This is a genomic window from Paraburkholderia kirstenboschensis (assembly GCF_904848585.1).
Lineage (GTDB): Bacteria > Pseudomonadota > Gammaproteobacteria > Burkholderiales > Burkholderiaceae > Paraburkholderia > Paraburkholderia kirstenboschensis.
Genome location: NZ_CAJHCR010000023.1, coordinates 1 through 14,877 on the forward strand (window position 1 = coordinate 1; position 14,877 = coordinate 14,877).

Here is a 14,877-nt window from a genome sequence, read left to right on the forward strand (position 1 = left end):
CGAATGGCTGACGGACAATGGCTCGGGCTACACGGCGGAAAAGACCAGGACCTTCGCGTCTGGCATTGGCCTGAAGCCATTGACCACACCTGTCTGCAGCCCGCAAAGTAACGGCATGGCAGAAAGCTTCGTGAAGACGATGAAGCGTGATTACGTCGCCTTCATGCCAAAGCCCGACGCAGCGACTGCGGCGCAAAATCTCGCCGTCGCGTTCGAGCATTACAACGAGCACCACCCTCATAGCGCATTGAAGTACCGCTCGCCACGCGAGTTCAGGCGCAGGAACGATTTATCAACTCAAGTGTGAGGCGGTGTCCGGAGGTACGGGGGCAAATCCAATTCGTATCATCGAAGCGTCTCGTAGACATTAAAGCCATTCAATGGATGGGACTCTTTTTAGGGATGGGCGACCGCATCCTGCGGATGCTCGAAGGAAGCCTCATGCGCAGGGAAAGAAGGAACCACCTTGGCCCGGCTCAACACATTGCTGCAACGCTGAGCAGTTGATGGCTCTAGCTATGAGCATCGACCCACGCACAAGCCCAATCCAACCCTGCAAGCTCAGCGTCCTCCTCACTTTCATAATGGCCAAGGACACCTGAAGCATGGACAAGCTTGCCGCGAAGGGTGATGGTTCCGCTAGCCGCATATCGTTCTCGCTGAAACTCGCCCTCGAGCTCAACGATTGAGTGTCCCCACACTTGATACCCGTGGTAGCTCTGCGATTGCATTAGCGCACGACGTGAGCGGATAGCGCGTGGCCTCTCACGCGAAGGACGTTGCCCTCCGGTGTGACTTGCCGCGGGATTTCAGACACGTCCGGTTCGTCTTTAGGCAAAGACTTTGGCACATTGCCTTGTTTCGCGACGAGCTTTGATGCAGGCGCCGATGTGCGCCGCGAATTCACCTTCTTCGCATGCAAAGCCACGTACCGCCGCACGGCGAGCTTGTGCAGAGCAGTCGCCCTGTGTGGCGCCGTCGCGCGCGCCTCCGGCGGATTCCAGACTTCCGAATATATGCCGGCTCCGAAAGCAGTCGGCGTAAGCGCCGCGGTCAGCAACGCAAGTCCAAGTTTTCGCACGCTTTCCCCTTGCTTAGTGGCCTCCAGAATGGTTTCGCTAACGCGCCCCAAGCATTCGAAGGCAACGGACTCGACGACCCAACGACGCGAACTCGCCGAGCGCCGATTAACCCTGCGCCGCAAACGTCGCAATCCCGGCATGGGAAGGCTCGCCGCTTGGTCCACGCCGAACGACTGCGTCTTTGCTCCGGGAAACTTGGCCGGTCGCCGTCCCGAAAACACCCTGCCAGACACTGTACATTCATACAGGTTTTCGTGCAATGACGTCTGCCATGCGTTGTGACATGCACGTGTCAAGGAACCCGGAACGTCATTTGCTGTGCGTAGTGTCTCCATCACCAAATAAGGAGCGGCGATGGCAGGCGACAATACCTACAAGCCGGGCGAAATAGTGAAGTCACAGGCCTCACTCAGTGGTGCACGACGGTGGCAAAGACACGTTCGAGGTGACGTGCGTCGAGGGTGAACACTTTCCACCAACGCGTAGCGGCAAAGGCACGGACTTCGAACTGAAGTACGCGGCAACGCATTTTCACAATCACGGTGAGCTCCAGGGCACAGAAGCTCGAAGTTAGGCTGCGCTCACCTTGGCAACCCGACGTCGACCTGCGGTCAGTTGCAGGCTTTCGCGTCGAGTAGTTCCCGCGCGATTCGTACCGCATGACAGGCCGGATATCGCGCGAGATGTAGTGTGCGCCCGACAGAGAGTCGGGCATCGTCCACAACGCGGCTCCTGGTTAGACTGCTCAATGGCTACAGCACGCGGTTCGCAATCTCCAACCCTAAGCCGTTACAGGAAGATGCGAGACTTCGGGCATACACCCGAACCCGCGCCTGCGAGACGAGCGACCCGTCGCCCAGTGCAGCTCAGTTTCGTCATCCAGAAGCATTGGGCGAGCCGCCTGCATTACGACTTCCGCCTGGAACTCGACGGTGTGCTGGTTTCCTGGGCGGTACCCAAGGCCCATGCTACGACCCGAGAGAAAAGAGAATAGCCGTCCACGTGGGAGGACCACCCGGTCGAATATGAAACATTCGAAGGGACAATCCCACCCAAGCAGTATGGAGCCGGTACGGTGATTGTGTGGGACCGTGGGACGTGGGAGCCTGTCGGGGACCCTCGAAAGGCAATGAAGGCCGGCAAGCTGGTCTTCCACCTCCATGGCGAAAAGCTGGCCGGCTTATGGGAGCTTGTCCGCATATCGAAGCCGGAGGACAGCCAGGACCAGTGGATGCTGTTCAAGAAGCGCGACGAGTGGGCGCAAGCGCTATCTGAGTATGACGTCATTAAGGCGCTGCCCGACAGCGTCACGACAAAACCGCTAGGTCTCGTCGAAGAGCGCGAGCCGAAAGTCGCCCGGCCCGCGCCTGACACTCTGCCGTCGATAGACGTGTCGGCCGCAGTCAGCGCGCCGCTACCTGCAAAACTCGAACCGCAGCGCGCGACCCTGACCTCGTCGCTACCTACAACCGGCGACTGGATAATCGAATCAAAGCTGGATGGTTACCGGATGCTCGCCCGGGTCGACAAGGGGCGGGTACGGTTATTCACAAGCGGCGGCCACGACTGGACGAAGAAACTCGCGACGCTGGCGACTGAAGTCGCGAAGCTTCCCCTCTCGAGTGGATGGCTGGACGGCGAGATAGTCGTGCTAAGGGACGGGCTGCCGGATTTCGGTGCTTTACAGACTGCGATAGATGGCGCAGCGAATGACGAAATCGTCTATTTCCTGTTCGACCTGCCGTACTGTGACGGGAATGACCTGACGGGCGTCCCATTATGGGCGAGGCGCGCGCGACTGGCACAGCTTCTTGAGAAGGATAGCGACCGCATACGCTTCAGCCAGGATTTTGACGCACCAATCGTGCAGATGTTTGAGGCCGCAGCCGGACTGGGACTCGAGGGGCTGATGCTGAAGCGTCGCGACGCCCGATATGAGTCCGGACGGACCGAAACCTGGCTAAAAGCGAAATGCCGGTTGAGGCAGGAGCTTGTTATCTGTGGCTTCACCGCCAGGGGCGGTAAGGAAGGCGAAGTCGGCAGTTTGCTGCTCGGCTACTACGTAGGCAAAAAGCTTCACGACGCGGGTAGCGTGGGCACTGGCTGGAACGCTCGAACAGGCAGGGACCTCTGGCAGCGACTACTTCCTCTGGAACGCGATACAAGCCCGTTCGACGTCGTCGTATCAAAGCCAGGACGCTGGTCCAGGCGTGCCGCCGGCGCTGAACGTTGGGTACATCCAAAGCTGGTCGCCGAGATTGAGTTTGCGGAGTGGACAGATGAAGGCGTTGTCCGGCAGGCTTCCTTCAAGGGCTTGCGTGTTGATAAGTCCGCGCACCGCGTAGTCCGTGAAACCGGGGAAGCGCTGAAGCCTGCTCCTCTCTCGCAGGTAAAGGTGACGCATCCCGAGCGGGTCGTTGACCCTACGAGCGGCGTCAGCAAACTCGAACTCGTCCGGTACTACGAAAGCGTTGCCGAGTGGATGCTGCCGCACCTTGTAGACCGGCCAATTGCCCTGGTTCGCGCGCCGGCGGGTATAGCCGGTCAGACGTTTTTCCAGAAGCACGCGGAAAAGACCGCAATGCCCGGAATAATGGCGCACGACCGCAATCTGTGGGTGAATCATCCGCCCTTGCTCACGGTCGATACGGCAGACGCGCTCCTGTCGGCAGCGCAGATGAACGTGGTCGAGTTTCACACGTGGAACTCAACGACCCAGCACATTGACACACCGGACAGGGTTATCTTTGACCTCGACCCAGGCGAGGGAGTGAAGTGGAAGCAGGTTCAGGAGGCCGCGCTTCTTACGCGGGCGTTGCTTGAGGAGCTTGACCTGCAAGCGTGGTTGAAGACGAGCGGCGGTAAAGGGCTGCACGTCGTCGTTCCCCTGGCGCCCAGACTCGACTACAAATCCGTCAAGTCGTTCTCGCAGGCGTTCGTCAGACATCTGGCGAAAACGATTCCCGACCGCTTCTCAGCAACATCAGGGGCAGCCAACCGAATCGGCAAAATCTATGTCGATTATCTTCGCAATGGCAAGGCGCAAACCACTGCGGCTGCCTTCTCCGCGCGGGCGCGGCCAGGAATGGGCGTCTCGATGCCCGTGTCGTGGGAACAACTGTCCGACCTTAAAAGCGGTGCGCAGTGGACGGTGCAAACGGCGAGGGAGTATCTTAGCTTTCAGACACAAGACCCGTGGGAAGCTTACTGGTCGATGAAACAGTTTCTTGCGTCGGCGATAAAGCGCCTGCGATGAAGTGCCTGCGTTGCAGCGGCTGGCGCTGGCAGGAGTAGGGGCTACAGGCGAAAGGTTTGTTCAAGCGCGGCAGGCGCTGACGTGCCCGTGAGTCAGTCTCCCGATGCGGCCCTGCCACTCACCGGCACAAGACGTGCTCTGTCGCGTGCAATCGGCCCAGCGGACTTTGAATCATGCGGCGCTGATAAATCACCGCGTCCGCTCACAGGAGGCTCACATGGCGGCTCGTTCCATCGCATCGCTGACACTGTCCTTCGGTCTTGTGTCCATTCCGGTGAAACTGTATTCGGCGACGGATAGCGCCGCGGGTGTGGGCTTCAATCTTCTGACGCCGGAGGGTGGCCGCGTAAAGCAGCAGTACATCTCTGAGGCCACGGGCGCCGTGGTGGCGCGCGCGGACATGAAGAAGGGGTACGAGTTCGAGAAAGGGCAGTTCGTCGTCTTCGCTCCGGAAGAACTGAAAGCGCTGGAAGAAGGCGCGAGCCACGTCGTGGAGATTGTGTCGTTCGTTCCTGAGAAGTCAGTGGACCCGCTGTACTACGACAAGGCGTACTTCATCGCTCCCGACAAACGCGGCGGCAAACCCTACAGCCTGCTTCAGATGGCCATGCGAGAAAGCGAACGCTGCGCGCTGGCAAAATGGTCGTACAAGGGCAAGACCCGAATCGTCCAGATACGGCCTGCCGAAGACGGCATGGTCTTCCAGCAACTGCTGTTCGCCGATGAGGTGCGCGCGCTGGGCGATTTGCATATCGAACAGGTGACTGTGAGCGATACAGAACTGAAACTCGCGCTGCAAATCATCGACCAGGTGTCCGAAGACGCCTATGACCCGACGGCTTACGAAGACGAAGAGAAGAAGCGAATTCTCGAAGCCATTGACCGGAAGATTGCAGGCAAACAGATTGTTTCGCCTGAGGCACCGGCCGAAGAGTCAGGCGGTCAGGTGATTGACCTGATGGAAGCACTTCGCGCCAGTCTCAGCGCCAGCAAGGAGAAACGTGAGGCGCCGGTTAGGACGGCAGCGACGAAGACACCGGCGACGAAAAAGACTTCACCCGCTGAGGTCGAGGTACTCGCGGCCAAACCGCGTCGGCCTGTCAAGCGCGCGACACCGAAAGCGGACGTCAAAGAGGCGCCACCAGCAAAGGTCCGGGCACGCAAGTGACAAGACGGAGCCAGTCTAACGATTATTCGTTGCGCAGCCTTCAATCGCTGCTTGGCGTGTCGCGTCGGGTGCTTTCTGGACTTATCGACGCCGGATTTGTCCACCCGTCGCGTGGCCGACGGAACGAGCTCCGGTTCTCTTTCCAGGACGTAGTGGTCCTGCGTACAGCATTCCAGCTGCAATCGGCCAAAGTCTCCGCGCGTAAAATTCTGAGGGCGCTTGCCAAGCTGAAAGCCGAACTCCCGGACGAGCTTCCACTGTCCGGGATTCGAATTACGTCTGTGGGCGAGACCGTGGCCGTGAGGTCTGGACAGGCGCAGTGGGACGCTGATTCGGGCCAGCATCTGCTCGACTTCGAAGTCGCGCCTATCCGGGGGGACGTGGCGTTTCTCGACTCGGTACCGCGAAACCAGGAGAGCCGTGAAGAACAGGCGGAAGAATGGTTCGCACTGGCCGAACAGCTGACCGAAACCGACGCTGTCGGTGCGGAGCAGGCCTACCGGAAAGTGCTTGAGCTCTCGCCAGCACCGCACTATGACGCATATACCAACTTGGGCGTATTGCTATGCGAGGCAGAGACGCGCTGCGATGAAGCATTGTCCATTTTTGATGATGCACTTGAGCACTTTCCCGACGACGCGCTACTTCACTTCAACCGTGCAGTCGTCCTCGAAGAACTGAACCGCTATGACGCGGCGGAAACTGCGTACGAGCGATGCATCGACCTTGACCCGTCGCATGCTGATGCACATTTCAACCTCGCCAGGTTGAGCGAGATACGCGGCGACAAGCAAGGCCTCGTCCGGCATCTCAGCGCCTATCGACGGCTCGTCGGCTAAACCTGCCTTACTCGCGCATCGCTATCCGTGGCTGTCAATCCGGGTGCGGGCCCATGTTAGTCCAGCTTTCTCTGGTTTTTGCGCGGCCTCAAATGCCGTTTTAAAGCCGCGTCAATCGCCTTCTCCTAGTCGAAATCACTCGGCCATTGCCCGACGAACCGGGGATTGCTCGAACCTCTTTGAGTAAACGTTCCAGTGCCATCAAGAAAAGTGAGATTCGGTCGATATTTAGCTTGTTGTAGTTATCGACAGAGAGAAGACGTGGAGGACAACGATTATCTAGCAGCCTTCGCGTTCTGCGTGACCGTCGATGCCATTCGGAAAGCGCAAGGGAAGATGATGCCGGAGGACCTTCCGGTTGGCTCCATGGAGCGCATGCTCGCTGAGGTCGACGTCATACAAGACACGCTTCGCATGCTCGGCGTAGTCGCGGACGCGAGAAAGGGCTTACAGGACGGGTCAAAAGCGTAGTTGCCGCATTCGAAGCATCCGGCTGCCCCGGAAACATGACGCAGCCTGGCCCGACTAAGCTTGTTCAGAAATCGAAGAGATGTTCAAGGCCCGTCTCTTCGAGCGAGGGAAGATGGGCACAGAGCCGACCGCGTAGTGTGCGTCGGACAAGCAAGACTTCGTCCGGCCTCTCAGCGCTTATCGGCGGCTCGTCGGCTAAATCGGTTTTGCTCGCGCATCACTATTCGTGGCTGTCAATCCAGCCGCGCGCCCATGCCAGTCCAGCTTCTTCTGCGTCCTGTGCGGTGTCAAACAGACCAAGAACTCCCGACGCTTCGACGAACTTTCTGTCGCGCGTGATGGTGCCGCTCGCTGCGAACCGCGTGGAGTGACGGATGTTTTCATGCGCTTCTATCGCATGCCCCCATAGCGCGTATCCACGAAGCTCATCGGCTTGCATCACTTGACCTCTACATGCGGTGTCGTCTTACCGCTATATGCGCGCCCACGGTAGCCCTCCGGTCTACGAACGTCGCCGTCGTCTCGGAAATCAAATTGCGAAGACGTGGGCTCTTGCCCTCCGAGGCTGTTTCCACATGCAGCTTGACGTGCCACGCCGGAGGGATGACTAATCCACCGAATCGATAACAAAGAAGCCGACAGGAGTGTTTGCCCGTGCCGGCTCTTGACTTGAGAAACGGTGGTTCTACCGTCGACGATTGTTCACTAGCGTAGCCGGAACAAAGAGGACGAGTATTCCACCGATGACAAGGCTCACTGCAAGAGCGAGTACTCCAGCACCTGCTGAGCCGGATGCCTGCTTGATGACACCAATCAGAGACGGGCTTACCACGCCGGAAATACTGCCGACTGAGTTTGCGAGCGCTAAACCTGCAGCGGCAGCGGCGCCGCCGAGGAATGAGGGTGGAATCACCCAGAACTGTGAGATGGTGGTCATCACGCCCATTGTGCCTACGGTCAACGCAATCATCGCCGCCAGCGTGGAGCCCGAGAACCACACGCTCATTGCAAGGCCGAATGCACCGATGAGTCCCGGGACAATCAGATGCCAGCGACGTTCACCGGTGCGGTCCGAGTTGTGACTCACGAACACCATGGTAAGAGCACCCGCGGCATAAGGAACCGCAGTCAGCAAGCCTATGTGGAACGCGTCAGAGACGCCGCTCGACTTAATCAGCGTAGGAAGCCAGAAGCTGACGCCGTACAAGCCCATCGTGTAGAAGAAGTAGATGGCGCTGACCAGAAGCACTTTCGGGCTGAGCAGACCGTCCTTCAGGGAGTGCAAAGCGCCGGGGGGCGCCTCCTCTTTCAGCTTCTGCTCAATCAAATCCTTCTGGTCCTCGTTTAGCCACGTTGCGTCGCGCACCGTGTCATCAAGGTAGAAAAATGCAACGACGCCCAGAAGCGCAGTCGGCACGCCTTCGACGAAAAACAGCCACTGCCAGCCAGCGAAGCCATGAGCACCGTTGAATGCCGTCATAATCCAGCCGGAAAGCGGGCCGCCAATGACGCCGGACATCGGGATGCCTGTGAGGAAAAGCGCCGTAACTTTTGAACGCCGCGATGCCGGGAACCAGTAAGTCAGGTGCAGGACAATCGCGGGGAAGAATCCCGCTTCTGCGATACCGAGAAAAAATCGCATGACGTAGAACATAGTCGGCGTTCTGACGAACATCATTGCCGCAGAAATAAGACCCCATGTGACCATGATTCGCGCAATCCAGCGCCGCGGACCAACGCGCAGGAGGAGCAGATTGCTCGGAACTTCGAAAAGCAGATAACCGACGAAGAATACGCTTGCACCGAATCCGTAGACCGCCTCACTGAAACCAAGGTCGCTGAGCATCTGCAGCTTGGCAAAGGCTACGTTGATACGGTCGAGATAGGCAAATAGATAGCAGGCGAAGAGGAACGGTAGTAGGCGCCACGTCGCTTTCGTGAATGCGGACGTATCAGCGCTTTCCACGTAGGTGGCTGGGCTGTGGGAACTCACATGTGTCTCCTAGGGGCCTTCCAGTAAGCGGCGGGCGACCCGTTTTGTGGGCTCTTCTCCGCCGACGTTTGATTCGCGCGCCTCAGACGTATGGCACGCCCGAATCGCGCACTGCGCTCGATGCTCAGTCGAACATGTCCGGCTGGGTATTCACCAACTCGCTCCAGATGGTCTGGAAATGCAACCAGCCGATGTAGTCGCTGCCCACGTGCTCCCGGCTATAACGCGCACGCTCCGCCGTGACTTCCTTCGGTGTAATGCCGGTGGCTTCAATCATCAACTGCTGCTGGCAGCAGCGCTCAAGCGCGATGAACCAGAACGCGGCCGAGTCGATGCTGTGACGGCTCGCGGTCAGAAGACCGTGATTCTGGTGAATGGCTGCCTTCACACCGGCAAAAGCGTTCGCAACCTTATTGCCACCCTTGACCTCCACGGCCACCTTCCCTGCCTCGTCGCCGATGACGACGTGGTCCTCGTAGAATGCAGCCGCATCTTGCGAAATTGGAGCCAGCGGCCTGCCGAGCGCCGCGAATGCGGTGCCGTACGTCGTGTGCGCGTGGCACATTGCGACGATGTCTTGATGCTGCTCATGCACAGCTGCGTGCAGGACGAAGCCTGCGCGGTTAATCGCGTAGTCGCCTTCAACCACATTGCCCAGGTGGTCGGCACAGATGAGGTTAGACTTCTTCACTTTTGAGAAGTGAACGGCCATCGGGTTTGTCCAGTACAGGCTGGGGTTGTCCGGGTCACGAACCGTCAGGTGGCCGGCGAAGCCGTAGTCATAGCCTTGCAGAGCGAAAGCACGGCATGCGCCAACCAGACGCTCCTTCAGATAGTCGCGATGGTCATTGACGTTCGTGAATTCGGGCATCGTCGGGAAAATCAGCCCTTCCTGGTCCGGCTCGTAAATCGAGATTTTGCCGGGCTTAAGAATCGACTCCCGCTTGGTTTGCGATTGCGATTCAGCAACTGTAGACATCACATACTCCTTTAATCGAGTGGGGAACGAGTAGACAAACCATGGCTTTTCAATAACGCAAGAATGAGAACCATGCATCTGTAGTAGTGCTTAAATAGTATGAAAATGGTTTCGCCGTTAGTGCTTGAATGACCTGTCAATTACTTCAAATCAGGTGAGCGCCGCATCCTCCGCTGAGGCCTTGGCATCAGCCAGCAGCGTTTGAGCTTGCAGCAGTCCTTCGAACTCGCCTAAGCTTGTTAGTGGTTACAGGTCCAGCACCAAGGTCTTGCTCATCGGTCTGGAGACACAAATAGTGAGGAATTCCTTGCGGTCGTCGTCATCCAGGATGAAATCGTTGTGCTCCACTTCACCCTCGAGATAGCGAACCTTGCAGGTCGCGCACAAGCCGGCGCAGCATGAGGTCGGGATTTCAATGCCAGCGTCATTCAGCGCTTCGCTAAAGTTCTGATTGGGTCCAACATGTACGACCTGGCCAGTGCTGGCAATCGTGACGTCGCATCCGTCTATATTTTCAGTGCCGGTGGGCTCTCGCTTCGGCTGCTCGGGTGCCTTGAAATGCTCGAAGTGCACCGTGCCTTTCGGCCAGTGGCTTGCGGCGTCAGCGCAAGCCGCCATGAATCCGCCCGGCCCGCAGTAGTAAATGTGCGTACCCGGTTTAGGCTCGCTCAACAAGGTGCCCAGGTCCAAGCGGTTCGCCTCTTCGCCGTCGTCAAAGTGATAGCGGAGCTTACCTGAGCGCTGCATCCGTTCCAGCTCTGGGCCGAAAGCTGCTGCTTCCGGGCTTCGGGCGCAGTAGTGCATTTCGAAATCAACACCGCGCTCTTCCAGTTCGTGTGCCATTGCCTTTAACGGTGTGACGCCGATGCCGCCGGCAATCAGAATGACCTTTTTTGCATCTTCGGATAGTGCAAAGTGGTTGCGGGGCTTGCTGATGGTGACAATGTCTCCAGCGGCGATGCTTTCGTGAACCGCGCGAGAGCCACCGCGGCCGCTTTCGTCCTTCAGTACGGCGATGACGTAGCGATTACGCTCTGTGGGCGAGTTACAGAGCGAGTATTGTCTGATTACGCCGTTCTTGAGGTGGATGTCGATGTGGGAGCCGGCCTCGAAGCGGGGCAGCGTCATTCCTCTCAAGCTCGTAAGTTCGTACGAGTTGATGGCTTTGCCTTCGTAGCGTATCTGCTTCACCCTGACATCAATCGTTCCCGTCTCGATGTCTTCGACCGCTTCTTCTCTTTCCAGTACCGTGTCCATGGTCTCTCCCTTCCTGGCGAGTAACCAGCCGCCGCTGTAGGCGGCTGGTACCAGTGCGCACCATCTCGCAGGAAATGGCACGTCCGCCTTGTTAGCTCTTCAGCGACTGCTCGAGTTCCTCGAACTTGTTGCGCACGAACTCGCCACGGTCTTCACCCTTCATGCCGTCGCTTTCGGTCAGGATTTGGACGACCGTCTTCAGCACCTTGCGACGTCGCGCAACTTCTTCTTCGACCGTCGCACCTTCCGCGATTTCAAAGACGTTGCCGGAGCAGAAGCTGTTGGGGGCTCCGCCCAGCGCGCGGAACCACTCGGCGAAACCTTGCGCAGATGCCGCTGCATTCGTGCCACGGACAGCGTCGCGCAGCATCTTGCGGAACTGATACAGACCCGCGTCGAACTTGGTCGGATTTTCCAGCGCATGGACTGCGATGGGACGCTGGCTGATGATTGCCTCGTAGTCGCCGGGTGCGTATTGAGCCTGCTTGTAAATGGCGCGCTCGCGGTGGTTCGGCGGAATCGGCGGCATGTCTTCGAGTTTGTACTTACCGAAGCGTTCGGGGCGACGCATCGCGACTTGACCCTCGAGGAAGTCGATGGTCTCGTATCCGACCATTTCCTTGTTCCCCACGCCGCGGGTGTCGATGCCCGGGCCCATAACGCGCCAGCCAATCATCTTGCTGTTTTCGTCGTCGACGGGCACCGTCCAACGGATGATATGGAAACGGCTGAAGTACTTCTTCTTCGAACCATCTTCCGATGTGTACGCGTGCAGGCTCAGGTTCGGAAGAACCTGATGCTGGACCCGCACGAAGAGCCGGTCTTTGTTGACGCGACGCGCGCCGGCACAAGCCAGACTGCGACCGCCTTGAACCGGCACGAAATTCATGTCGGGCGCCACTTCCATCGACGCGGCGCCGACTTCGTCGAAAGTCGTCCCCTGATAGTTACCGTCGACAACGTTCTTGCCGGCGTGCAGCGCCGTCGGGTGATAGTTGTCTGCTGCGTTGTCTTGAACTTGCAGCCAGTTGCAATGCTGGAAGTTGCTGTACGGGACGAGTTCGTCGCCCGGCATCACCGTGTAATCACCTTCCCATTCCGGGAACGGCGGTTCTTCTTCCGGGGGGCCCATGTAGGCGAAGACCAAGCCATTGCGCTCAACAGCCTTGTACGAGCCTTGGCGAATCGAGCATGCGTATTTCTCGGCTTCCTTTTCCTCGCCCTTTGGGAACGGTACGTGGAGACATGCGCCGTCCACATCGAACACCATGCCGTGGTAGCAGCACATGATGCCGCGCTCCTGGATGGCGCCGTACTCGAGCGAGGCACCCCGGTGCACGCAATGCGCGTGCAGCACGCCGACACGGCCGCTCTTGTCACGGAACGCGACGAGTTCTTCGTTCATGATTTTGAGGAAGCGGGGAGTGTCGGTCAGCTCCATTGACATACACACCGGATGCCAGAACCGGCGCATGAATTCGCCCGTCGGGGTGCCGGGGCCCGTTTCTGTCAGTTCGGGGTCATGTTCCGGCGTCCGGTTCGCGTAGTAACCGCCGAACGGAATCAGTTTCTTGGCGACCGGGGCGGAGCCTCCGGCGCGCTTCTGGTCATCCATCTTGTCTGATTTGACGCTCATGACTTCCTGCCTCCAATGATTGATAGGGACCACATCAGACGTTCTTGCTTCGAATCGCTTACCGGCTACCGTATTCGGAACTCTGTATCCAAAGATTAGGCGCGTGCGGCGCTGATGTCTGTATGGGTAAACGCGTATGCCTGAGTTTCCCGGGGCCTGTGAAGGCGCTCATGGCTCAGTTGAGCCCGCTGCTTGCGCACCGGCGGGATGTTTGTAAACACCTGAAATTGCGTGGGTTTTTGCGTGCAAACCTGAAGAGCTTGCCGTCTGACGTGGGTCCGTGCCGCGCCTTCGCGCCGTTGTGCTGCATGCTGAAACGGTCCTTACGATTCAGGGCACAAATTCGAGTTTCGCGATAACTGCGTCCGCTCGGTGTTTCCACTGATAGGCTTCGTGTCGCCTCAAACCTTACGCTCTCTGGATACGGAAGACGGTAGTCGGAATTCGTCGCGATTGTTTATTTGACCGAGCCGTCGATGACCTCAATCTGAAACGAACGGAGAAACGCCGTGGAAATGCCTGATTACCTGATGGCGTCGGAGAGCACGACATCGGTCCAAATGTCCCGCCTCATAGGTGAAACGGGCATTTCGTTCAGGGAAAGCGAGCGGCCAAACTCGGCACTCACATCGTGGATTCACGCAGAGACAATTCCGGAGACAGCGCGGTCTGTCTTGCAATCAAACGGACAGTTTGAAGGACTTACCGGGCTGATAAGGGTGCTGACGGAGGCTGATGCATTCGGTCGGTTTCGTGCCGGCTGGATTCTGGGCCGGACTACCGACGGGCTAACGTCGATTGTCGTACGAGATGCGAATCACTGCAGCACCAAAACCTTGCTTGACGATGCCGCCTTCGCCGTTAGACAAGCCGCGCGATATTGCGCGACGTCTGCTGTCATTCTCGTACAGCAAAATGACTCCAGCGGCAGCCGCCCGGCACGGGAGGCGCTCGAAAGCGCGTTCATGGCAAGTGACGTGCAGGCTGACGTGTTGTACGACTCCCAACTGCATTCGGAAATCCGCGTTTCGTTCGCGCGCTTGTCCTAGTCCGCCGATGACGTTCAATTACATGTGCTCCTCTTGATTTCAGACAATTCCTTACCCCTTGGCATTGCTGGTAAGCTGACAGTATTCTGTATCCACGGCGCGTGTCATCATGCCAGCAAAACTTTTGAAACTGCAGTCGCGACTAGATTACGTTGATGAAGTCTACAGAGTGCTGCTCGACGCGATTAGCGAAGGCTCACTTGCTCCCGGAACCCGGATAGTCCAGGAGGAAATCGCAGAGCAACTCGCGGTATCTCGTTCGCCGGTGCTGCAGGCATTCCGGCTATTGAAGAAGGACGGTTTGGTTGAGGACGCGCCAGGCCGTGGGCTCCAAGTTGCTCCGCTTGATGCGCGAAGAATCGGGCACCTCTACGAGCTGAGAGGCGCGTTGGACAGTCTCGCCGCCCGTCTCGCTGCGAAACAGCGGGTGAAGCTAGACAAGTCTCTGATTGCCAATGGCCGCAAGACCTCTAAGGGTGGCAACATCAAGGCTATGATTGAGGCAGACATGGCTTTCCACACTGCTATCTATTCCGCGTCCGGAAATCCCTTGATAGTTGAGAATGCGCGTTTGCACTGGATTCATCTGCGGCGGGTAATGGGCGCCGTACACCAAGTAGTTGGCCAACGCGACACCGTCTGGGACGAACACGCCGCGATTGCCGAAGCGATAGCGGATGGAAACGAAGCGCTTGCCGCCGAGCTCAGCATGAGGCACACAGAATTCGCGCGCGAAAATCTGGTTCAGCACATGACCAACCCAGCTGCTGCCGAGGGTGGTGCCCAAGCCTTAATCACCTGACACGTCACTGGTGCGGCGATGGTCTGCCTCATGCCGTTGCGCAAATTGACACGCGCGAGCTGCGATGCGCGCCAGAGCTCTGAGTGAAGCGATTTAGCATCGGTCGCGCCCGGCGGCCGCGATTTCCGGAGGCGGTTCGTCCGTGATTGCGGCGACGGCAGCGCGCATCCAGGAAGTCGCAAAGATTGCGTCAGCGGTGCAAACGGAAGAAGTTTGACTGTCGGCTCATCCTCGCAAAGGCGTGAGGGGAGAGCCCGGCACGTTTGGCTTCGTACATCGCGGCGTCGGCAGCGTTGTGACCAAGAGAATCGTTCACTGACTTGAAGCCGTCGACGCCCATGTAGA

13 protein-coding genes and 2 pseudogenes are annotated in these 14,877 nt (G+C 58.3%); 8 read left to right on the forward strand and 7 right to left on the reverse strand.

Going from position 1 to position 14,877, the window contains the following annotated elements; genetic code table 11:
- Positions 1-307: integrase core domain-containing protein (locus JMY24_RS33805; RefSeq protein WP_201703711.1), on the forward strand; the 307-nt coding region annotated here is incomplete at its 5' end.
- A gap of 205 nt (positions 308-512) precedes the next feature.
- On the opposite strand, the gene JMY24_RS38725 is transcribed toward JMY24_RS33805, so the two are convergent.
- Positions 513-731, reverse strand: a complete 219-nt coding sequence (locus JMY24_RS38725) for a hypothetical protein (RefSeq protein WP_128596089.1) — start codon at positions 729-731, stop codon at positions 513-515.
- A gap of 705 nt (positions 732-1,436) precedes the next feature.
- On the opposite strand from JMY24_RS38725, the pseudogene JMY24_RS38730 reads away from it, so the two are divergent.
- The 5 genes and pseudogenes from JMY24_RS38730 to JMY24_RS33825 all read left to right on the forward strand — a co-directional run bounded on the left by JMY24_RS38730 (position 1,437) and on the right by JMY24_RS33825 (position 6,816).
- A pseudogene (locus JMY24_RS38730) lies at positions 1,437-1,656 on the forward strand (hypothetical protein).
- Between the two features lie 225 nt (positions 1,657-1,881).
- Positions 1,882-4,338, forward strand: a pseudogene (gene ligD, locus JMY24_RS33810) (DNA ligase D).
- Between the two features lie 217 nt (positions 4,339-4,555).
- Complete coding sequence (ku, locus tag JMY24_RS33815) at positions 4,556-5,506, forward strand: non-homologous end joining protein Ku (RefSeq protein WP_128596090.1); 951 nt, start codon at positions 4,556-4,558, stop codon at positions 5,504-5,506.
- Positions 5,503-6,345, forward strand: coding sequence for a tetratricopeptide repeat protein (locus JMY24_RS33820; protein WP_128596091.1), 843 nt, complete (start codon positions 5,503-5,505; stop codon positions 6,343-6,345). Before ku ends, JMY24_RS33820 begins: the two co-directional genes overlap by 4 nt.
- Positions 6,346-6,606: 261 nt before the next feature.
- On the forward strand, positions 6,607-6,816 hold the full coding sequence (locus tag JMY24_RS33825) for a hypothetical protein (protein WP_128596092.1): 210 nt from the start codon (positions 6,607-6,609) through the stop codon (positions 6,814-6,816).
- Between the two features lie 220 nt (positions 6,817-7,036).
- On the opposite strand, the gene JMY24_RS38735 is transcribed toward JMY24_RS33825, so the two are convergent.
- The 5 genes from JMY24_RS38735 to JMY24_RS33845 form a co-directional block, all read right to left on the reverse strand.
- Complete coding sequence (locus JMY24_RS38735) at positions 7,037-7,255, reverse strand: hypothetical protein (RefSeq protein ID WP_128596093.1); 219 nt, start codon at positions 7,253-7,255, stop codon at positions 7,037-7,039.
- A gap of 246 nt (positions 7,256-7,501) precedes the next feature.
- Positions 7,502-8,809, reverse strand: coding sequence for an MFS transporter (locus JMY24_RS33830; RefSeq protein WP_201703713.1), 1,308 nt, complete (start codon positions 8,807-8,809; stop codon positions 7,502-7,504).
- A 124-nt stretch (positions 8,810-8,933) separates the two neighbouring features.
- Positions 8,934-9,788 carry a class II aldolase/adducin family protein gene (locus JMY24_RS33835; RefSeq protein WP_128596116.1) on the reverse strand — a complete coding sequence of 285 codons (855 nt, stop codon included), beginning with the start codon at positions 9,786-9,788 and terminating at the stop codon, positions 8,934-8,936.
- Between the two features lie 246 nt (positions 9,789-10,034).
- Positions 10,035-11,045, reverse strand: a complete 1,011-nt coding sequence (locus JMY24_RS33840) for a PDR/VanB family oxidoreductase (protein WP_128596094.1) — start codon at positions 11,043-11,045, stop codon at positions 10,035-10,037.
- Between the two features lie 91 nt (positions 11,046-11,136).
- Positions 11,137-12,681 carry a Rieske 2Fe-2S domain-containing protein gene (locus JMY24_RS33845; RefSeq protein WP_128596095.1) on the reverse strand — a complete coding sequence of 515 codons (1,545 nt, stop codon included), beginning with the start codon at positions 12,679-12,681 and terminating at the stop codon, positions 11,137-11,139.
- Positions 12,682-13,190: 509 nt separating this feature from the next.
- Between JMY24_RS33845 and JMY24_RS33850 the strand changes: the two genes are divergently transcribed.
- Together JMY24_RS33850 and JMY24_RS33855 are read left to right on the forward strand one after the other, a co-directional pair.
- Positions 13,191-13,730, forward strand: coding sequence for a hypothetical protein (locus tag JMY24_RS33850; RefSeq protein WP_128596096.1), 540 nt, complete (start codon positions 13,191-13,193; stop codon positions 13,728-13,730).
- A gap of 109 nt (positions 13,731-13,839) precedes the next feature.
- Positions 13,840-14,532, forward strand: a complete 693-nt coding sequence (locus JMY24_RS33855; protein WP_128596097.1) for a GntR family transcriptional regulator — start codon at positions 13,840-13,842, stop codon at positions 14,530-14,532.
- A 190-nt stretch (positions 14,533-14,722) separates the two neighbouring features.
- Here JMY24_RS33855 and JMY24_RS39715 read toward each other — a convergent pair whose 3' ends face one another.
- A complete protein-coding gene (locus JMY24_RS39715; protein ID WP_236597654.1) occupies positions 14,723-14,872 on the reverse strand; it encodes a hypothetical protein in 150 nt (49 codons plus the stop codon).
- Positions 14,873-14,877 lie beyond the last annotated feature (5 nt).